The organism is Crossiella sp. CA198 (genome assembly GCF_052078295.1).
Lineage (GTDB): Bacteria > Actinomycetota > Actinomycetes > Mycobacteriales > Pseudonocardiaceae > Crossiella.
Genome location: NZ_JBQJIM010000013.1, coordinates 166,779 through 185,414, shown reverse-complemented (window position 1 = coordinate 185,414; position 18,636 = coordinate 166,779). Strand labels below are relative to the sequence as shown.

At 71.0% G+C, this 18,636-nt stretch carries 17 protein-coding genes; 7 read left to right on the top strand and 10 right to left on the bottom strand.

Features of this window, described 5'->3' with window-relative positions; genetic code table 11:
* Window positions 1-11: 11 nt before the first annotated feature.
* A complete protein-coding gene (locus ACTOWY_RS22735; RefSeq protein ID WP_441311676.1) occupies window positions 12-1,037 on the top strand; it encodes a 6-phosphofructokinase in 1,026 nt (341 codons plus the stop codon).
* Between the two features lie 60 nt (window positions 1,038-1,097).
* On the opposite strand, the gene ACTOWY_RS22730 is transcribed toward ACTOWY_RS22735, so the two are convergent.
* Window positions 1,098-2,459, bottom strand: coding sequence for an FAD-dependent oxidoreductase (locus tag ACTOWY_RS22730; RefSeq protein ID WP_441311675.1), 1,362 nt, complete (start codon window positions 2,457-2,459; stop codon window positions 1,098-1,100).
* Between the two features lie 156 nt (window positions 2,460-2,615).
* Here ACTOWY_RS22730 and ACTOWY_RS22725 point away from each other — a divergent pair, with 156 nt between their 5' ends.
* Window positions 2,616-4,004 (top strand): class II 3-deoxy-7-phosphoheptulonate synthase, encoded by a 1,389-nt coding sequence (locus ACTOWY_RS22725; protein ID WP_441311674.1) that lies wholly within the window; start codon window positions 2,616-2,618, stop codon window positions 4,002-4,004.
* Window positions 4,005-4,060: 56 nt separating this feature from the next.
* Here ACTOWY_RS22725 and ACTOWY_RS22720 read toward each other — a convergent pair whose 3' ends face one another.
* A complete protein-coding gene (locus tag ACTOWY_RS22720; protein WP_441311673.1) occupies window positions 4,061-4,891 on the bottom strand; it encodes an HAD family hydrolase in 831 nt (276 codons plus the stop codon).
* A 145-nt stretch (window positions 4,892-5,036) separates the two neighbouring features.
* On the opposite strand from ACTOWY_RS22720, the gene ACTOWY_RS22715 reads away from it, so the two are divergent.
* Together ACTOWY_RS22715 and ACTOWY_RS22710 are read left to right on the top strand one after the other, a co-directional pair.
* Window positions 5,037-6,077 carry a hypothetical protein gene (locus tag ACTOWY_RS22715; RefSeq protein WP_441311672.1) on the top strand — a complete coding sequence of 347 codons (1,041 nt, stop codon included), beginning with the start codon at window positions 5,037-5,039 and terminating at the stop codon, window positions 6,075-6,077.
* On the top strand, window positions 6,074-7,255 hold the full coding sequence (locus ACTOWY_RS22710) for an MFS transporter (RefSeq protein WP_441311671.1): 1,182 nt from the start codon (window positions 6,074-6,076) through the stop codon (window positions 7,253-7,255). The genes ACTOWY_RS22715 and ACTOWY_RS22710 overlap by 4 nt, the downstream gene beginning before the upstream one ends.
* Window positions 7,256-7,399: 144 nt before the next feature.
* On the opposite strand, the gene ACTOWY_RS22705 is transcribed toward ACTOWY_RS22710, so the two are convergent.
* Window positions 7,400-8,167 carry an ABC transporter permease gene (locus ACTOWY_RS22705; protein WP_441311670.1) on the bottom strand — a complete coding sequence of 256 codons (768 nt, stop codon included), beginning with the start codon at window positions 8,165-8,167 and terminating at the stop codon, window positions 7,400-7,402.
* A complete protein-coding gene (locus ACTOWY_RS22700; protein ID WP_441311669.1) occupies window positions 8,164-9,123 on the bottom strand; it encodes an ATP-binding cassette domain-containing protein in 960 nt (319 codons plus the stop codon). Before ACTOWY_RS22700 ends, ACTOWY_RS22705 begins: the two co-directional genes overlap by 4 nt.
* Before the next feature lie 87 nt (window positions 9,124-9,210).
* Here ACTOWY_RS22700 and ACTOWY_RS22695 point away from each other — a divergent pair, with 87 nt between their 5' ends.
* The gene (locus ACTOWY_RS22695; RefSeq protein ID WP_441311668.1) at window positions 9,211-9,975 is read left to right on the top strand and encodes a TetR/AcrR family transcriptional regulator; all 765 of its coding nucleotides are present in this window, start codon (window positions 9,211-9,213) and stop codon (window positions 9,973-9,975) included.
* A 137-nt stretch (window positions 9,976-10,112) separates the two neighbouring features.
* Here ACTOWY_RS22695 and ACTOWY_RS22690 read toward each other — a convergent pair whose 3' ends face one another.
* The 4 genes from ACTOWY_RS22690 to ACTOWY_RS22675 all read right to left on the bottom strand — a co-directional run bounded on the left by ACTOWY_RS22690 (window position 10,113) and on the right by ACTOWY_RS22675 (window position 14,141).
* Window positions 10,113-10,256, bottom strand: coding sequence for a hypothetical protein (locus ACTOWY_RS22690; protein ID WP_441311667.1), 144 nt, complete (start codon window positions 10,254-10,256; stop codon window positions 10,113-10,115).
* 100 nt (window positions 10,257-10,356) lie between these two features.
* Window positions 10,357-11,853 (bottom strand): flotillin family protein, encoded by a 1,497-nt coding sequence (locus ACTOWY_RS22685; protein ID WP_441311666.1) that lies wholly within the window; start codon window positions 11,851-11,853, stop codon window positions 10,357-10,359.
* Window positions 11,854-11,896: 43 nt separating this feature from the next.
* Window positions 11,897-12,106: a hypothetical protein gene (locus ACTOWY_RS22680; protein ID WP_441311665.1), complete on the bottom strand. Its 210-nt coding sequence runs from the start codon at window positions 12,104-12,106 to the stop codon at window positions 11,897-11,899.
* 22 nt (window positions 12,107-12,128) lie between these two features.
* Complete coding sequence (locus ACTOWY_RS22675; RefSeq protein ID WP_441311664.1) at window positions 12,129-14,141, bottom strand: PASTA domain-containing protein; 2,013 nt, start codon at window positions 14,139-14,141, stop codon at window positions 12,129-12,131.
* 74 nt (window positions 14,142-14,215) lie between these two features.
* On the opposite strand from ACTOWY_RS22675, the gene ACTOWY_RS22670 reads away from it, so the two are divergent.
* Window positions 14,216-14,581 (top strand): Rv2175c family DNA-binding protein, encoded by a 366-nt coding sequence (locus tag ACTOWY_RS22670; RefSeq protein WP_441311663.1) that lies wholly within the window; start codon window positions 14,216-14,218, stop codon window positions 14,579-14,581.
* 52 nt (window positions 14,582-14,633) lie between these two features.
* On the opposite strand, the gene mptB is transcribed toward ACTOWY_RS22670, so the two are convergent.
* Window positions 14,634-16,241 (bottom strand): polyprenol phosphomannose-dependent alpha 1,6 mannosyltransferase MptB, encoded by a 1,608-nt coding sequence (gene mptB / locus ACTOWY_RS22665; RefSeq protein ID WP_441311662.1) that lies wholly within the window; start codon window positions 16,239-16,241, stop codon window positions 14,634-14,636.
* A 213-nt stretch (window positions 16,242-16,454) separates the two neighbouring features.
* Window positions 16,455-17,546, bottom strand: coding sequence for a polyprenyl synthetase family protein (locus ACTOWY_RS22660; RefSeq protein ID WP_247758909.1), 1,092 nt, complete (start codon window positions 17,544-17,546; stop codon window positions 16,455-16,457).
* 179 nt (window positions 17,547-17,725) lie between these two features.
* Here ACTOWY_RS22660 and ACTOWY_RS22655 point away from each other — a divergent pair, with 179 nt between their 5' ends.
* Complete coding sequence (locus ACTOWY_RS22655; RefSeq protein ID WP_441311661.1) at window positions 17,726-18,619, top strand: methylenetetrahydrofolate reductase; 894 nt, start codon at window positions 17,726-17,728, stop codon at window positions 18,617-18,619.
* Window positions 18,620-18,636 lie beyond the last annotated feature (17 nt).

Sequence of the window (18,636 nt, the reverse complement as noted above, 5' to 3'; positions counted from 1 at the left end):
GGAGGCACTAGATGCGCATTGGTGTGCTCACGGGTGGCGGCGACTGCCCGGGGCTGAACGCGGTGATCCGGGCGGTTGTCCGCAAGGGAGTCGAGGTCTACGGCCACGAGTTCCTGGGCTTCCGCAACGGGTGGAAGGGTCCGATCGAGGGCCACACCAAGCCGCTGGGGCTGGATCAGGTCGAGGACATCCTGACTCGCGGCGGGACGATCCTGGGTAGCTCCCGGACCAACCCGTACAAGGTGGACGGCGGCGTCGAGGCGATCCGCAAGACGCTGGCCGAGCACCAGGTCGACGCGCTGATCGCGATCGGCGGCGAGGACACCCTCGGGGTGGCCAAGCGGCTGACCGACGACGGCATCGGCGTGGTCGGCGTGCCCAAGACCATCGACAACGACCTGGGCGCCACCGACTACACCTTCGGGTTCGACACCGCGGTGCACATCGCGACCGAGTCGATCGACCGGTTGCGGACCACCGCGGAATCCCACCACCGGGCGCTGGTCGTCGAGGTGATGGGTCGGCACGCGGGCTGGATCGCGCTGCACTCCGGGCTGGCCGGCGGCGCCAACGTGATCCTGGTGCCGGAGAAGCCGTTCAGCGTGGACAAGGTCGTCGAGTGGGTGCAGCGGCGGTTCGAGCGTGAGTACGCGCCGATCATCGTGGTGGCCGAGGGCGCGGTGCCGGAGAACGGGGCCGAGGTCCTGATCACCGGCGAGAAGGACGCGTTCGGGCACGTCCGGCTGGGCGGCATCGGCACCTGGCTGGCCGAGGAGATCGCGGCCCGCACCGGCAAGGAATCGCGGGCCGTGGTGCTGGGGCACACCCAGCGCGGTGGCACGCCGACCGCCTACGACCGGGTGCTGGCCACGCGGTTCGGGCTGCACGCGGTGGACGCGGTCAACGACGGCGACTTCGGGGTGATGGTGGCGCTCAAGGGCACCGACATCGTCCGGGTCAAGCTGTCCGAGGCGACCGCTGAGCTGAAGACCGTGCCGGAGGACCGGTACGCCGAGGCCGAGGTCTTCTTCGGCTGAGTCCGACAGCGGCGCTCTCAATGGCGAGAGCGCCGCATTCGCTCCACTCCGCTGGTGCGTTCAGTGCACCGGCGCGGTCCGCTGCCCGGCGGAGATCGCGACCATCTCCGCCCGCGAGACGACCTTGATCCGCTCCCGGCCCGCGGCCAGGCCCAGCTTGAGTTCGTGCGTGTCCAGCCGGTTCCAGCCCTCAAGGGTGGTGAACTCGACGCCGCGTTCGGTGAGCAGGTCGATCACCCGTTCCGGCGCGGGTTCGGGGGCCGAGGCCAGGTTGGGCAGGTCGGCCAGGATGCTGTTGACCGTCTCCAGCGCGTCGCCCTTGGTGTGGCCGATCAGGCCGACCGGGCCGCGCTTGATCCAGCCGGTCACATAGGCGCGGTCGAACTGGTCCGCGCCGTCGAGGATCCGGCCCGCCTCGTTGGGCACCACGCCCGCGGCGTGGTCGAAGGGCAGCTCGGCCAGGTGCGTGCTCAGGTAGCCGACCGCGCGGTAGACGGCCTGGACCGGCCAGTCCCGGAAGGCGCCGGTGCCGGTGACATCGCCGGTGCCGTCCAGTTCCATCCGCTCGGTGCGCAGGCCGGTGACCACGCCGTCGCCCAGGATCGCCACCGGGCGGTGCAGGAAGTGCAGGTGCAGGCGGCGGGGACGGCTGCCGGGGTCGCGGATGGCCCAGTCCTGCAAGGTTTTGACCACCTGGCGGACCTGGTTGCTCTTCTCGATGGCGGCCATGCTGCCCTGGTCGAACTCGATGTCCTCGGGGTGCACGATGACCTCGACGCTGGGCGAGTGGTCGAGTTCGCGCAGTTCGAGCGGGGTGAACTTGGCCTGAGCCGGGCCGCGGCGGCCGAAGACGTGCACGTCGGTGACCGGGCTGGCCTTGAGGCCCTGGTAAACGTTGTCCGGGATCTCGGTGGTGAGCAGTTCGTCGGCGGACTTGGCCAGGATGCGGGCCACGTCCAGGGCCACGTTGCCCACGCCCAGCACGGCGACGCTGTTGGCCACCAGGGGCCAGTCGCGCGGGACGTCGGGGTGGCCGTCGTACCAGCTGACGAAGTCGGCGGCGCCGTAGCTGCCGTCCAGGTCCACACCGGGGATGTTCAGGCCGCGGTCCTTCTCGGCGCCGGTGGCGAAGATCGCGACGTCGTAGTGGCGGCGCAGGTCGTCCAGGGTGAGGTCGGTGCCGTAACTGACGTTGCCCAGGAAACGGATCTCCGGGCGTTCCAGCACGCGCTGCAGGGCGTGCACGATCTGCTTGATCCGCGGGTGGTCGGGGGCGACGCCGTAGCGGATGAGGCCGTAGGGAGCGGGCAGTTTGTCCAGCAGGTCGATGGAGACCGGGGTGTCGGACTTGGCCAGGATGTCGGCCGCGTAGATGCCAGCCGGACCCGCACCGACGACCGCGACCCGAAGCGGGCGCTGCATGAACTTCTCCCTCAGCTGTGGATGACTCCTCTATCTTAAGGTTAGCCTGACCTAACTGAATTGATTCGGTGAGCCTGCTCTCACGTTTCCGTTCCAGATATCGGGAGTCCTGTACCACCGGTCAGGAGGCTGGTAGCACCGCGTACTCTTCAGGCCGTGAACTGGACCGTGGACGTGCCGGTCGACACGCTGCCAGCGTTGCCGCCCCTACCGCCCGAATTGCGCACCCGCCTCGACGACGCCCTCGCCCGTCCCGCTGCCCAGCAGCCGGACTGGCCCGACCCCGAGCAGGTCCGCAACGTCCGCGCCGTGCTCGAGAGTGTTCCCCCGATCACGGTGCCGCCGGAGATCGAGCGCCTTCGCGACCGCCTGGCCCAGGTGGCCCGCGGCGAGGCGTTCCTGCTCCAGGGCGGCGACTGCGCGGAGACCTTCGCCGACAACACCGAGCCGCACATCCGGGGCAACATCCGGACGCTGCTCCAGATGGCGATCGTGCTGACCTACGGCGCTTCCATGCCGGTGGTCAAGGTGGGCCGGATCGCCGGGCAGTATGCCAAGCCCCGCTCCTCCGGCACGGACGCGCTGGGTCTGCCCACCTACCGGGGCGACATGGTCAACTCGTTGATCGCCACCCCGGAGGCGCGCGCGCACGACCCGTCCCGGCTGGTCCGCGCCTACGCCAACGCCGGCGCGGCGATGAACCTGGTCCGCGCGCTGACCAGCGCGGGCATGGCCGATCTGCACCGGGTGCACGACTGGAACAAGGACTTCGTGCGCTCCTCGCCCGCGGGTGAGCGCTACGAGGCGGTGGCCGCCGAGATCGACCGCGGACTGCGCTTCATGCAGGCCTGTGGCGTCACCGACCACAACCTGGAGACCGTCGAGCTGTACGCCAGCCACGAGGCGCTCGTGCTGGACTACGAGCGCGCGATGCTGCGGATGGACGTCAGCGGAGACAGCCCCAAGCTGTACGACCTGTCCGCGCACTTCCTGTGGATCGGCGAGCGCACCCGCCAGCTCGACGGCGCGCACATCGCCTTCGCCGAGCTGCTGGCCAACCCGATCGGTCTCAAGATCGGGCCGGGCACCACGCCGGAGATGGCCGTGGAGTACGTGCAGCGGCTCGACCCGCACAACGTGCCCGGCAGGCTGACGCTGATCTCGCGGATGGGCAACGGCAAGGTCCGCGAGGTGCTGCCGCCCATCGTGGAGAAGGTCACCGCCTCCGGCCACCAGGTCATCTGGCAGTGCGATCCCATGCACGGCAACACCATCGAGGCCAGCACCGGCTACAAGACCCGGCACTTCGACCGGATTGTGGATGAGGTGCAGGGCTTCTTCGAGGTGCACCGCAAGCTCGGCACCCACCCTGGTGGCATCCACATCGAGCTGACCGGTGAGGACGTCACCGAATGCCTCGGTGGGGCCCAGGAGATCTCCGACGCCGACCTGGCCGGTCGTTACGAGACCGCCTGCGACCCTCGGCTGAACACCCAGCAGTCCCTGGAACTGGCCTTCCTGGTCGCGGAGATGCTCCGCAACTAACGGCTCGTGTCCGATGGCGGTCACCCGGTGGGTGGCCGCCATCGGCGTTTCCTGGGCTAGCTGAACCAGCGTTCCAGGACCTGGGCCACGCCGTCCTCGGCGTTGGTGGCGGTGACCTCGTCGGCGAGGGAGTGCAGGTCGGGGTGGGCGTTGGCCATGGCCACCCCGTGCCCGGCCCACTTGATCATGTCCAGGTCGTTGGGCATATCGCCGAAGGCCAGCACATCGGCCTGGTTGAGGCCGAGACGCTCGGCGATCCAGTGCAGGCCGGTGGCCTTGCTGATGCCGGGCGCGGCGAGTTCGATCATGCCGGTGCCGCTGGAGTAGGTGATGTCCACCGCGCCGGCCAGCACCGCCTCCGCGGCCAGGCACAGCTCCGCGCTGGGCACGCCCGCGCGCTGGACCAGGAGCTTGATCGCGGGACGGCCCAGCACCTCGGCCAGGGGCGCGTGCGCCAGGGCGCCGCCCGGCCAGTTGGACTCCGGCCAGCCGTCCGGATACGCCAGCTCGGTCAGGAACACGCCGTCCGGGTGGTCGGGGGCGTGCTCCGGGCCGAGTTCGACCGCGAAGGAACAGCCGGGGATGGCCTTGGCCAGGGCCGAGGCGGCGTCGGCGAGCAGGACCGGCTCCAGCAGCCAGCTGTGCGCGGCCCGGCGTTCGCCCAGGTGGTGGACGACGGCGCCGTTGGCGGTGACCGCGTAGCCGTCCAGGCCGAGCCGGTCGCTGACCGGGTACGTCCAGCGTGCCGGGCGGCCGGTGGCGAGCACGAACGGGACACCGGCGGCGCGCACCGCGGCCACCGCGGCCCGGGTGCGCTCGCTCAGGTGCGCCAGGGGGCCGAGCAGGGTGCCGTCCAGGTCCGAGGCCACCAGCACAGGTTCTCGCATGCGCTTTATCCTGCCTGTCCGGCTGCCCGCTCGGTTCGGTGAAACGGGTGTTCGAACATTAGTCTGCACATTAGTGCACACAGTGCCGGGAATCCTTTGCCGGGCGCATTCCCCGGCGCTAGTAGTGGGGTTCGTGAGTAATCCTGTGCTGATTCACACACATGGCATCGCCGACGTCGACTACAGCTCGATGAGCTGGCGGGACCTACCCGTCGTCGAGCGCGCGGCCGCGTCCCGGGGATTGTCCGTCGTGCCGGGTGTTTTTCTGGCCCGCGATTATCTGGATGGTTTCCGCGAGGTGCTCCGGTGTTTCGCGGACCGCCGGGACGAATTCCCGCACATCCTGGGCTTCTCGGTGGAGGGGCCGCTGCTGGGCAAGACCGGCGGCGTGCCGCCGCGCGGGATCTGGTCGCCGGATGCCCAGGAGTGGGAGTTCATCGCCGAGCTGGGACCACTCGGGCTGAGCTACCTCGTGATCGGCCCCGATGGCGGGGACCTGGACGATCAGCTGGAGACCGGGGTGAGCTTCCGGGACGTGGTGGATCTGTTCTGCGCCTCGGGCGTCCGGCTGGCGCTGGGGCACTTCCGGCACACCGACCCGGAACTGAGCGCGCACCGCACCGAGGCGGTCATCGACTACCTGCACCAGGTGTGCGGGCCAGGCCCGGACGTGGTGCTCACCGACCACCTCTTCAACGACATGCCGCGCAACTTCCGGCACGTCTGGCGCACCCCGGAACAGCGGGCCGGGCGGGCCGCCGAACTGGCCGGGTTCCTGGCCCAGCCCTGGGACGAGGCCGACCTGGACCGGCTGCTCGGGCCGGTGCCCGCGACCATTGTGCGGGCGGCGAAGGCGGACCGGATCATGCCCTTCCTCAACTTCGACGGCGACCACGTGGACCTGGAGATCTGCCGCGCCACCCTGGACCACCTGGGACCGGACCGGCTCATCGGCATCACCGACGACACCGAACAGCCGTTCCTGGCCGGGGAACACCTGAGTCAGCGGGACGGGAACGGATTGTGGTACCGCTCCGACGGCATTGTCGCGGCGGGCACCGGGCATATCGGAAAACAGCGGGAGAACCTCGGCCGGATCGGTTACGGTCACGCGGTCGACTCGCTTTTCCACCACAATCCGCTGCGGGCGCTGGCCCCCGGTCTTGCGGGGTGCGCACCGCGTTGAACAATCCATTCCTGGGCAGCCGGGTGACCGCGGTCCTGTTGTTCGCCGTGTTCGGCGCCCAGCTGGGTGTGTGGTCGGCTTCGCTGCCCGCGCTGGCCAGGGAACACGGACTCGGCCCTGGCGCACTCGGCGCGCGGCTGGCCGCGGTCGCGCTGACCAGCGTGATCGCCGTGCTGATCGCGGGCCGGATATCAGACCGGCGGGGCAGGCGCGGGGTGGCGGTGCTCGGGATCGGGCTGACCGCGGTGAGCTACGGGCTGTTCCTGTTCGGCCCGCAGACCGAGGCGGTCTCCTTCCTGCTCTTCGCCGCCTACGGGCTGGCCGCCGGACTGCTGGACGTGGCCGCCAACGCCACCGGCAGCGATCTGGAGGCGCACACCGGGCGCAACGTGATGGTCGGGCTGCACGCCGGGTTCAGCGCGGGCGCGGCGACCGGAGCCTTCGGCGCGGTGCTGTTCGAGCTGGCCGGGGCCGGGCACCGGGAACTGTTCGCGGTGACCGCGGTGCTCGTGTTCCTGGCCGGTGGGCTGGTGCTCGTCGCCGGATTCCCGCCGCACCGGCGCCCGGCCGTCGCGCCGGTGGCCGGGCGGTCTCCGTTGCGGGCGGCGGTGATCGCGCCGATCGTGCTGGTGGGCACCGTGTGCTTCTTCGGCGACGGCGTGATGCAGAGCTTCGTGCCGCTGTACCTGAGCCAGACCGTGGGCGCGGCGGCCGGGGTGGCGCTGTTCCACCTGGCCTCGCTGTGCGGACGGGTGGCCGCGGTGCCGCTGTTGCTGCGCGGTGGCAACGAGGTGGTGGTGCTGGTGACCTGCGGCCTCGCCGCCGCGGCCGGCGTGCTGCTGGTGGCCTGGCAGGGCCCGGCCTGGCTCGCGCTGGCCGGGATGGCGCTGGCCGGGCTGATGCTCTCGCCGGTGATCCCGATCGCCTACTCGCTGCTGGGCCGGGTGGCCGGGAACTCGGCGGGAGCGGCGATCTCGTTGCTCACCGCGTGCAGCTACGGCGCGTTCACCGCCGCGCCCGCGATCGCCGGAGTGCTGGCCGAGACGGTCAGCCTGCGGGCCACCCTGATGCTGGCCCTGTGCTGTTACCTGGCCTGCGCGCTGATCGCGTTCCTGGTCGGGCGGCGGATCACCGGCGGCCCGCACGCGGCCAGGGCACCGGCCGCCGCGTCGAGCTGACCTGGCAACCGGTGGCGGCCAACCCCCAGTGGTGGCCGCCGCCGGCGCCGCCGCGGCGACCCGGGGCCCTGCGTCAGCCGTCGCGGTAGGGCGAGAGCTTCTCCCCGGCAGGTACAGCGGTGGTCCAATCCGGATACAAGCCGTTCAGCCGGCCGTGCGCCTGCGGAACAACCGGCCGGTCAATGGGGCCACGACCAGCAGGATCGCCGTCCACCACAGCACCGCCAGCCAGCCCTGCCCGGTGGTCGGCATCCCCAGCAGCAGCGGGCGCACGGTGTCCATCACCAGCGTCAGCGGCTGGTGCTCGACAAAGGCACGCAGCCAGTCCGGCAGGGTGTGCGCCGGCACGAAGGCACTGCTGGCGTAGGGCACGAACAGCAGGATCAGGCTCAGTCCGCTGGCCCCTTCCACGGTGCGGGCGAGCAGGCCGAACAGGGCCGCGATCCAGGCCATCGCCGCGGCCAGCAGCCACAGCAGCCCGAAGATCGCCAGCCAGTCCAGCGGGCCTGCCTGTGGCCGGAACCCGAGCAGCAGGCCGATCAGGATCATGGCCACCGTGGACACCGTGGTGCGCACCACGGTGGCCGCCACGTGGCCGATGATCACCGCCGAGCTGAGCATCGGCATCGCGCGGAAGCGGTCCACGATCCCGTCGGCCATGTCCTGGCGCACGCCGACCGCGGTGGGCATCGAGTTGGTGCCCACGCTGATCACCAGGATGCCCGCGATCAGGTAGTTGACGTAGCTGGTGCCCTGGGTGGCCACCGCGCCGCCGAACATGTACCGGAAGATCATCAGCATCGTGGTCGGGATCAGCAGCATCACCGCCAGCTGCTCCGGGTTGCGCACGATGTGCCGGAGGCAACGCCCGATCATCACCTGGGCGTCGACCAGGTAGGACAGGGATTTCACGCGGCGCCTCCGATGCGCTCGGACTCCGGGCGGGCGCCGGTGAGGGAGAGGAACACGTCGTCCAGACTCGGGCGGGTCAGGGCCAGGCCAGCGGGTTCCAGACCGGCGGCTTCCAGGTGTTCCAGGAGTTGGCGCAGGTGCCGGGCGCCGTCCACGGCGAGGCTGAGCCGGGGCGCCTCGCCCTCGTGCCGCAGCACTTCGCCGGGCAGCGCGCGCAGGGCGCGGTCCAGTTCGGCGGCGGTGCCGAAGGTCAGCTCCAGGCGTTCCGCGCCGACCTTGGCCTTCAGCTCGGCCGGGGTGCCCTCGGCGATCACCCGCCCGTGGTCGAGCAGCACCACCTCATCGGCCAGCCGGTCCGCCTCCTCCAGGTACTGGGTGGTCAGCAGGATCGTGGTGCCGCCTGCCAGCAGCCGCTCGATCGCGGCCCACAGCGTGGTGCGGCTGCGCGGGTCCAGGCCGGTGGTGGGTTCGTCCAGGAACAGCACCGGCGGCGTGGTGATCAGGCTGGCGGCCAGGTCCAGCCGCCGCTTCATCCCGCCGGAGTAGCCGCTGACCGCCCGGTCCGCCGCCTCGACCAGGTCGAACTCGGCCAGCAACTCGGCCGCCCTGGCCTTGGCGGTGCGCCGGTCCAGCCGGTGCAGGCGGCCCAGCATGACCAGGTTCTCCCGGCCGGTGAGCAGCCCGTCCAGGGCGGTCTGCTGCCCGGTCAGGCCGATCATCCGGCGCACCCGGTCCGGCCGCCTGCCCACATCGGCCCCGTTGACCAGGGCCGTTCCCCCGTCGGCTGCCAGCAGGGTGCTCAGAATGCGCACCACCGTGGTCTTGCCCGCCCCGTTCTGCCCCAGCAGCGCGAGCATCCGCCCGCGCCGCACGGTCAGGTCCACCCCGCGCAGCACCTCCACCGAACCGAAGGACTTGCGCAGGCCGGACACGCTGATCACGGCGTCCGTCGCCATCTCGCCCCCAAACTGTGTATCACGCACACTGATTGTGTACTTGATACACAGTTCTAGGATGAGGGTCAAGCGAGTGATGGGTGGGAGATGTCAGCCGAGCACGAGGCGATGGGCCGCAGCCTGGAGCTGCTCTGGGGCGAGCGGGCCCAGCCCAGCCGTGGCCCACGGCCGAAGATGTCGGTGACCAAGATCGTCGAGGCCGCGGTGGCGCTGGCCGACGCCGAGGGTCTCGGCGCGCTGTCCATGCAGCGGGTGGCGGCCGGACTGGGCTACACCACGATGTCGCTGTACCGCTACGTCCCGGCCAAGGAGCAGCTGATCGACCTGATGGTGGACCACGCCATCGGATCCCCGCCAGCCGAGCTGGCCGACGCGCCGGACTGGCGCACCGGCTTGGAAGGCTGGACGCGGGCGTTCTGGCAGGTCTGCCACCGGCACCCGTGGCTGCTCAAGGTGCAGGTGGACCGGCCGCCGGTGGGGCCGAACCAGCTGTCCTGGCTGGAGGGCGGGCTCAAGGCCCTGGCCGGACTGGGCTTCGAGGGCTACGAGCGGGTCTCGGTGGTGACCTTCGTCTTCGCCGCCGTGCAGGGCCTGGCCAAGGTCTCCCTCGACCAGCGGCCACTCTCCGCCGGGGCCGAGGGACCGGTGGCGAACGCCTACGCGGCCGCGCTGGGCCGGTACGTGCGCCCGGACCGCTACCCGGAACTGGCCGGGATCATGGCGGGCGGCGCCTTCGACGTGCCAGCCGACTACCCGGACCCCGACGACCTGCTGCCGGACCTGGAGTTCGGCCTGTCCCACCTGCTCAACGGGATCGAGGCCTTCGTCCAGACCCGCCAGTCACCACCCTGACCCGAGTGTTGGCCGTTGTCGTACGGCACGTTGGCCGTTGTGGCACGAGTTGGCCCAAGTCGTACGCCCGGTTTGCCCAAGCTGGCGTACCAGTTGGGCCAACTCGGTGTACGAGAACGGCCAACACTCGGGGGTGGTCAATGGGCTACGTCGGTGAACAGGCCGTGCAGTCTGGTGGTGTCGGCGGGCTCGACCGGGTGTGGCGTGCTGCCCCAGCCCGGTTCGCCGAACCGCTGCTCGACGCTCTGACGTCCCGAGTTGTCCTCGTCGTACGGTTCCATCACAGAATCCCCCTCCCCAGTGCCGGTCCTCCCACCGGCATCTGTTGAGGGTAGCGAACGGGTTGTGCGGCGCGCGGCGGCAAACCGCACAAACTCGCGACTAGGACTTCGACGGCCCCTGGAAGCTGCTCAGATCCAGGCCACCCTCATTTTTCACAGTGTTGCCGTCCGGGGTGTTTTCTGCCGCAGGCGTGGTCCCCATGGACTGCATCAGGGTGCGGGCCAGACCCAGTCCGGTGCCGCCCAGGGTCATCGCCTTGGCCAGCAGGTCGGAGAGGCCGTCGGCGCCGTTGAGCACCACCATGTGGTCCACGTTGCCCAGCGCGCTCGCGCCGGCGGCCACGATCTCCGGCCACTTCTCCGCCAGCTGCTGCGCGATGACGGCCTCCTGGTTCTCCGCCAGCGCGTTCGCCCGTGCCTTGATCGACTCGGCCTCGGCCAGACCCTTGGCCCTGGCGGCCTCCGCCTCGGCCAGACCACGGGCCTTGGCCGAGGCGGCCTCGGCCTCACCGGTGGCGCGGGTGGCGGCCGCACTGGCCTCACCGCGGGCCTTGGTGGCCTCGGCGTCGGCGATCGCGGCGGTCTTGACCCTGGTCGCGTCCGCGGTGGCGCGCAGCTCGGTCTCCTTGGCCTCGGCCTGCGCGCGGGCGATCTGCGCGTCCCGCTCGGCGTCGGCGTGCGTCCTGGTCTCATACGCCTTGGCGTCGGCGGGCTTGCGCACCTGGGACTGCAACCGCTGCTCGGCCAGGTCGGCCTCCAGCTGGGCGGCCCTGGTCTCCTGCACCACGACCTCCTGCCGCGCACTGGCCTGGGCCAGCGGGCCGGACTGCTGCGCCTTGGCCGCGGCCTGGTCGATCTCGGCCTGGTAGGACGCCTGCTTGATCTTGCTGTCGCGCAGTGCGGCCGCCTTGAGCGCGGCGGCGATCTGCTCGGCCTCGGCCGCCTCCTGGTCCCGCTGCGCCTCGGCGATCCGGGCCGAGGCGGCCACCGCCGCGGCATAGGGCTTGCCCAGGTTGAGGATGTAGCCGGACTCGTCCTCGATCTCCTGGATCTGCAGCGAGTCCACCACCAGGCCGAGCTTGCTCATCTCGATCGCCGAGGACTGCCGCACCTCACCGGTGAGCGCGTCCCGGTTGTGGATCATCTCCTCGATGGTCAGCCCGCCCACGATCGAGCGCAGGTGACCGGAGAACAGCTCGTGGATGGTGAGGTTCATGGTGTTCTGCTGGTCCAGGAACCGGCGGGCGGCGTTGGCGATGGAGACGAAGTCGTCGCCCACCTTGTAGATCACCACCGCGCGCACGGTCACCGGCAGGCCCTGCTTGGTCACGCAGTGGATCTGTAGGTTGGCCGCGTGGGTGTCCAGCGACAACCGCCGGGCCACCTGGAAACCGGGCAGCACCAGGGTGCCCTTGCCGGTCACGATCTTGAAGCCGAGGCTGTCCGCGGCGTCGGTGGCCGTCCCCTTGGCCCCGAAGCCGGAGATGATCATGGCCTCGTTCGGCTCCGCCACCCGCCACAGCAGTCGCAGCAGCAGGAACAGCAGGAGCAGTCCGACGATGCCCCCACCAACCGCGACCAGAATCGTCTGATTCATCGTCATACCCGGTACGACACCGGTTGCGGGCAAAAGGTTCCGTTCAGAACGCGGGCAGTTCCCACGGCTCCACGTAGAGCATCCGCGGCGGCTCGAAATCGACCACCAGCACCCGGGTGTCCACCTCGATGGTGGCCGCCCGTTCAGCCGGTTTGGCGTAGTAGGCCTCGGATCCGCCGCGGATCTCCAGCATCACCTCGCCGATCAGGCCCGGCCCGATGCGGCCGGTGACCCGGCCGGTCCTGCCGATCATGCGTGACCTCTCCCCAGCCGGTCTACGGGAACGCGTTGACGGTGATCTTGGACCCTGGCCGGACCCTGGACCCTGGCGGCGGCAGCTGGCCGAACACCCTGGCGTCCTCGCCGCCGCCGAAGGCGTGCTGCACCTCGAAGCCCAGCCCGCGCTCCCCGGCCCACTGCCGGACCTCGCCGACGGTCTTGCCGATCAGTCCGGGCACGGTGATCGCGTTGGAGATGACCACCCCGACCCGGCTGCCCTTGGCCACCCTGGCGCCCACCGCGGGATCGGCGGAGATCACCCGGCCCGCCTCGACATCGGCGGAGAAGTCCTGGCTCTTCTCGAACGGCTCCAGGCCCACCCGGCGCAGTTCGGCGAAGGCGGCGTCCTTGGTCATGCCGACCAGGTTGGGCACGTTCACCGGCGCCGCGCCCTTGGACAGCCCGATGGCCACCGCCGCGCCCATCTGCACCGCGCTGCCGGGGGCCGGGTCGACCTTGAGCACCTTGCCCTCGGGCACCTCGGAGCTGAAGCCGTCCAGTCCGGGATCGCGGCGCGGGGCGAGCTGGGCGTCCCGGATGAGCACCTCGGCCTCGATCTGGCTGATGCCCGGTTTGATGTCGGGCACCACCGGGCGGCCGCGGGAGACCACCACCGAGACGTTCTCATCGCGCAGCACATCGGTCTTGCCAGCCGGATCGGTGCGGATCACCGTGCCCGCGACCACGTCGTTGTGGTGCTCGACCTTGACCACCGGCACCAGATCGGCCGCCTTGAGCGAGCTGATCGCCGATTCCTGGGTCTGCCCGGCCACATCGGGCACCTGGGTCCAGCGGCCCGAGCCGAGCCACCAGGCCACCACGCCGATGGCCACCGCCAGCACCGCGACCACCGAGATCCACAGGGTGAAGCTGCGGCGGCTGCGCGCCCGTTCCCTGGCCCGCTGCTCGGCCAGGCTGGGCGCGGGCCGGGGCGGGGTGGGCGGACCGGCCGCGGGGGCCGGGGCGAACTGCGGGAGTTCGGCCCGGGACATCGCCCTGGTGCCCTGCGGGCCGATCGGCGCGGGCGCGGGCGCGGCGGCCCTCGGCACGGCGCGCACGGTCGCCTCCGGGTCGTCCAGCACCGGCTTCATCTGCTGGGTGACGGCCTCGTCGACCTCCTCGACCGGCACCGGCACCGGCACGGTGGCCAGGCCGAGCTGCTCCCGGAGCTGCTGCACGGCCAGCAGGAACGCGGCCGCGTCCACCGGGCGCTGGGCCGGATCGCGGCGGGTGGCCCGCAGCACCAGCTCGTCCAGCGCGGGCGGCAGGCCCGGCTTGGCCAGGCCCGGCGCGGGGACATCGCTGTTGACGTGCCGGTAGGCCACCGAGATCGCGGTGTCGCCGGTGTAGGGCTGGACGCCGGTGAGCATCTCGTAGAGCACGATCCCGGCCGCGTAGACATCGCTGCGGGCATCGGCCGCGCCGGTGGCCACCTGTTCGGGGGAGAGGTAGGCGACCGTGCCCAGGATCATGCTGTCGCTGGTGGTGCCCGCCCCGGCGATCGCCCTGACCAGGCCGAAGTCGGCGACCTTGACCGCGCCGCCCTTGCCGATGAGCACGTTCTCCGGCTTGATGTCGCGGTGCACCAGCCCGGAGCGGTGCGCCGCGGCCAGCGCGGAGAGCACCGGCTCGATCACGCTGAGCGCCAGTGGCACCGGCAGCGAGCCGCCCTCCTTGCGCAGCAGATCGCGCAGGGTGCCGCCCTGGAGCAGCTCCATCACGATGAAAGCCAGATCACCCTCTGGCGTCGGGTCGATGCCCTGGTCGTACACGCCGACCACGCACGGGTGATGCAACCGGGCCGCGCTGCGGGCCTCGCGTTCCAGCCGGTCCAGGAAGCTCCGGTCACCGGAGAGCCGCTGGTCCATGACCTTGATGGCCACCGGACGGTCCAGTCTGGTGTCGAGCCCGCGGTACACGGTGGACATGCCACCGTGCGCGATCAATCCCTCGACCCGGTATCGGCGCTCCAACACCGTGCCGGTCAGTACTGAACCCCGCGTCTGCACAACCCGATCGTACGGAGCGGGGTCAATCCGTGGTTCAGCGCACACCCACTCGGAATGTGGCAGGCTGATGAGCTGTGAGTACGATCCCTGCCGCCGATGACGTGCTGAAGCGCGAGGTGGAGGTCCTGCCGCTGCCCACGGTCGCGGAAAGCCTCGGCCTGCCGATCACCCGGGTGCACCAGATGCTGCGTGATGGCCAGTTGCTGGCCCTGCGCCGCGATCGGGTGCTCGTGGTGCCCGCGGAGTTCATTGATGACACCGGTGTGGTCAAGCACCTAGCCGGGGTGATCACCGTGCTCAAGGACGGTGGTTACACCGTGGAGGACATCCTGCGCTGGCTGTTCACCGAGGACGACTCGTTGCCGGGCACCCCGGTGGGCGCGTTGCGTTCGGACCGCTCCCGCGAGGTGAAGCGCCGGGCACAGGCAATGGCTTTCTGAGAAGTTCTTCCAGTCGGTCGGACTGTGGCGGCCACCCGCCACAGTCCTTTTCTCATGCCCGCGAACGCAGTTTCAGCGGGTCCGGCCGCACCATCGAGAGCGCGGCCAGCGCCGACACGCCGAACGCGCCGGCCAGATAGCCCCAGTCGTAGAGCGCGGAGTCACCGGTCGGATAGGTGACCAGCAGCAGCCACACCGAGGCGGCCACCGCGGCGACCACCGCCCGCCCAGACCAGACGAACCCGGCGGCCAGCACCAGCGCCCAGCTGAAGTACCAGGGGAACGTGGTCGGCGACAGCAGCGCGGCGGCCAGCAGCACCATCGTGGCCCGGTGCACCGCGCTCACCCCGCCCGCCCTGGCCAGCCACCACTGCCGCAGGCCGAAGGCGAAGAGCAGGATCCAGCCGGTGGTGCGGGCCACGCCAAGGAACCAGCCGCCGTCGACGGTGAAGAACACGCTGACCAGGCCGTGCACCAGCTGACCCGCCGCGGTGGGCAGCGACAGCCAGTTGATCACCGCGGAGGAGTTGCTCAGCGAGCTGAGCCAGCCAAGGCCCACCCCGGCGAACAGGGTGCTCAGCGCGAAGGTCGCGGTGAACACGGCCAGTCCGGCGGCTACCGCGCGGCCCAGCCGCACCCGCGGTGAGCCGTCCATCCGGGCCGCCCACATCCACACCAGGAACGGCAGTGCGAACACCGCGCTGGCCTTGACCGCCACCGCGAGTGTGACCAGGGCGACGCCCAGCACGAACCGGCGGTCCAGGGCGAAGACCACGCCCGCGGCGAGCAGGCCGACCATCAGCAGGTCGTTGTGCGCGCCGCCGACCAGGTGCACCAGGATCAGCGGGTTGGCCGCGGCCAGCCACAGCGCCAGCGGCGCCTTGCCGCCCAGCCGCACGGCCAGCCTGGGCAGCGCCCAGCACAGCAGCACCAGGCCGCCGGTGAGCGCCAGCCGCATCAGCACCACGCCGAGGATCATGCTGTCGCCGGTGAGCGCGACCACGCCCTTGGCGATGAGGATGAACAGCGGGCCGTAGGGCGCCGGGCTGTTCTGCCACAGCCAGCTCACGTTCTCCAGCAGCGGCCCGGTGGTGAGCTGGATCGGCCCGGCCACATACGGGTCGTAGCCCTGCCAGGCCAGCGCGCCCTGGGCCAGGTAGCTGTAGATGTCCCGGCTGAACAACGGCGGCGCGACCAGCAGCGGCAGCGTCCAGACGCCGATGGCCAGCAGCACCCCGCGGGCGGAGGCCCGGCCTGCCCAGGCGTCGCGGCCCAGCCGCACCCAGGCCAGCACCATCAGCGCCAGGCCTGCGTAGAGGGTCAGCGTGGCCAGGTCCTTGCCGTGGCCGTAGCGCAGCCAGCTGAAACCGGTGTCGGCCAGCAGTGGGTCGCGCACCAGCACGCCACCGGCGCCGATGCCGCCGAGGGTGATCAACGCGGCGCCGAACCCGCCCAGCAGCACCGTGCGCACCGACACCGGGCGCGGTCGCGGCGCCGGGTCCGGTTCGGGCTGGGACGCGGGTTCCGGCTCCGGCTGGGGCGCTGTCACAGCCGGGCGCGCTGGCGTCTCCGGCCGGATCATCGGCTGCGTCGCCATGTCCGTCGCACCCACCGTCAGCGGCGCGGCGAGCACCTGGGCGATCTCATGCGAGAACCGCACCGGTTCACCACCGGCGCTCGAACGAGGAAGCGAGGGAATGGAGGTCATCGCGACCTCCATGGTCCCACAACGGCTTCGGTGCCTGGCACGGGATCGGCGCCGAGGAGACGCACGTCATCAATCCCCGTCCCGCCGCTCCATTCAGGGGTCAGTCGGAAGGGGGAATTCCGGCGATCCTGTTTCCGTGCCGTGTCAGCCGGGTGACGGCAATGCTCAGTGATCGCGCCGGGTGGCCTCGATCGCGAGTTCGGCGAGCTTGTCCCGCGCCAGTTCCTCGGCCATCGGGGCGGTGGCCAGTGCGGCCAGTGCGGCCTCGGTGTGCCCGGTGATCCGCTGCTCCACCGCGTCCACCGCACCCAGCTCGTGCAGCAGCTCCCTGGTGCGGTCCACCCCGGCCTCATCCAGCGCCGGGTTGCCGATCGCCTCCTGCAACGCGGTCAGCGCGGCCCGGTCGCCACGCTCCTCGGCGCGCTGCAGACCGAGGGTGACCAGCAGGGTGCGCTTGCCCTCGCGCAGGTCGTCGCCCGCGGGCTTGCCGGTGACCTTGGGGTCGCCGAAGACGCCGAGCAGGTCGTCCCGCAGCTGGAAGCCGATGCCCAGGTCGGTGCCGAAGACCCGCAGCGCGGCGATCAGCTCCGCGGGCCCGCCGGCCAGCGCCGCGCCCAGGTGCAACGGCCGCTCGACCGTGTAAGCCGCGGTCTTGTACCGGTTGATCCGCATCGCGGTCTCCGGCTCGTTGGCCGCGCGGGCCTGGGCCAGCACGTCCAGGTACTGCCCGACCAGCACCTCGGTGCGCATGGCCCGCCACACCGGACGGGCCCTGGCCAGCGCGGACTGGTCCAGCGCGGCGTCGTAGAGCAGGTCGTCGGCCCAGGCCAGCGCCAGGTCGCCGAGCAGGATCGCGGCGGAGAGCCCGAAGGCGTCCGGGGTGCCTGCCCAGCCCGCCGCGTGGTGCTGCATGGCGAAGCGCACGTGCAGGGTCGGCTGCCCGCGCCGCCGGTCCGAGGAGTCCATCAGGTCGTCGTGCACCAGCGCGCAGGCCTGGATCAGCTCCAGCGAACTCACCGCGCGCAACACCTCGGGCGCGTCCGGTGACTCCGGCCGCCCGCCGCCTGCCCGCCAGCCCCACCAGGCGAAGGTCGGCCGGATCCGCTTGCCGCCGTCGAGGATGAACCGGGTCAGCGAGTCCATGGCCGCGGCCACCGTCTCGTCGATCGCGTCGATCTCGGCCCGCCGCTGTTCCAGGAACTCCTGGAGCGCGTGGTGCACGTGCGTGGTCAGGTCCAGATCGACCGGATGAAGCATGAGCTGCGGTGGGGGCACCCTTTAATCCTGCGTGTTCCTCAGCCCCGGCGCATGCCCGGGTGGTGAAACTCCCATTTCGCGCACCTGGTATCGGGCCGATCGGGTCGCCGCCCGCGAAGTGCCATCCACTTGTTGGAACAACCGATCTGCCCTGGGTGCCCGGCCAGTAACCTTGGCCTATGACGTCGGTGGTGGATCGGCTGTGCTCGGCACGGCCCTCGTTCTCGGTGGAGTTCTTCCCGCCGGGGGATGAGAACGCGGAACGACAGCTGTGGCGCTCGATCCGTGATCTGGAACCCCTGGAACCCAGCTTCGTCTCGGTCACCTACGGCGCGGGCGGCACCAAGCGGGACCGCACCATCCGGATCACCGGCCGGATCGCCGCCGAGACCACGCTGACCCCGGTGGCGCACCTGACCGCGGTCAACCACTCCATCGCCGAACTGCGCAACATCATCGGCTGGTACGCCTCGGCCGGGGTCACCAACGTGCTCGCGCTGCGTGGCGACCCGCCCGGCGACCCGCACGGCGAGTGGGTCCCGCACCCGGAGGGCATCGCCTACGCCGAGGACCTGGTCCGCCTGGTGCGCGGGCTCGGCGACTTCTGCGTCAGCGTGGCCTGTTTCCCCAACGGCCACCCGCGCTCGGCCGACCTGGACGTCGACGCGGACTTCCTGGTCCGCAAGTTCGAGGCCGGCGCGCAGTACGCGGTGTCCCAGACGGTGTTCCGGGTCGAGGAGTTCCTGCGGCTGCGCGACCGGGTGGCCGCGCGCGGCATCGACGTGGGCAAGGTCCCGCTGCTGCCCGGCCTGATGCCGATCACCTCGGTCAAGGGCGTGCGCCGGATGGCCGAGCTGTCCGGCGACCCGATCCCGGCCGAGGTGCTCTCCCGGATCGACCCGATCGCCGGGGATCCGGCCGCGGTGCGCGAGGAGGGCGTGCGGATCGCGACCGAGCTGTCCCAGCGGCTGCTCGCCGAGGGCGTGCTGAACCTGCACTACTACACGCTGAACAAGTCCACCGCGACGCGTGAGGTGCTGGAGAACCTGGGATTGGTACCCGCCAGAGCGTGAATGGTCGGCCCTATGGT

What these genes read in the sequence shown, in the direction of transcription:
- ACTOWY_RS22685 (WP_441311666.1), bottom strand. Translation starts at nt 11,853, where the DNA reads ATGAATCAGACGATTCTGGTCGCGGTTGGTGGGGGCATCGTCGGACTG.
- ACTOWY_RS22680 (WP_441311665.1), bottom strand. Translation starts at nt 12,106, where the DNA reads ATGATCGGCAGGACCGGCCGGGTCACCGGCCGCATCGGGCCGGGCCTG.
- ACTOWY_RS22735 (WP_441311676.1), top strand. Translation starts at nt 12, where the DNA reads ATGCGCATTGGTGTGCTCACGGGTGGCGGCGACTGCCCGGGGCTGAAC.
- ACTOWY_RS22730 (WP_441311675.1), bottom strand. Translation starts at nt 2,459, where the DNA reads ATGCAGCGCCCGCTTCGGGTCGCGGTCGTCGGTGCGGGTCCGGCTGGC.
- ACTOWY_RS22690 (WP_441311667.1), bottom strand. Translation starts at nt 10,256, where the DNA reads ATGGAACCGTACGACGAGGACAACTCGGGACGTCAGAGCGTCGAGCAG.
- ACTOWY_RS22720 (WP_441311673.1), bottom strand. Translation starts at nt 4,891, where the DNA reads ATGCGAGAACCTGTGCTGGTGGCCTCGGACCTGGACGGCACCCTGCTC.
- ACTOWY_RS22655 (WP_441311661.1), top strand. Translation starts at nt 17,726, where the DNA reads ATGACGTCGGTGGTGGATCGGCTGTGCTCGGCACGGCCCTCGTTCTCG.
- ACTOWY_RS22700 (WP_441311669.1), bottom strand. Translation starts at nt 9,123, where the DNA reads ATGGCGACGGACGCCGTGATCAGCGTGTCCGGCCTGCGCAAGTCCTTC.
- ACTOWY_RS22695 (WP_441311668.1), top strand. Translation starts at nt 9,211, where the DNA reads ATGTCAGCCGAGCACGAGGCGATGGGCCGCAGCCTGGAGCTGCTCTGG.
- ACTOWY_RS22660 (WP_247758909.1), bottom strand. Translation starts at nt 17,546, where the DNA reads ATGCTTCATCCGGTCGATCTGGACCTGACCACGCACGTGCACCACGCG.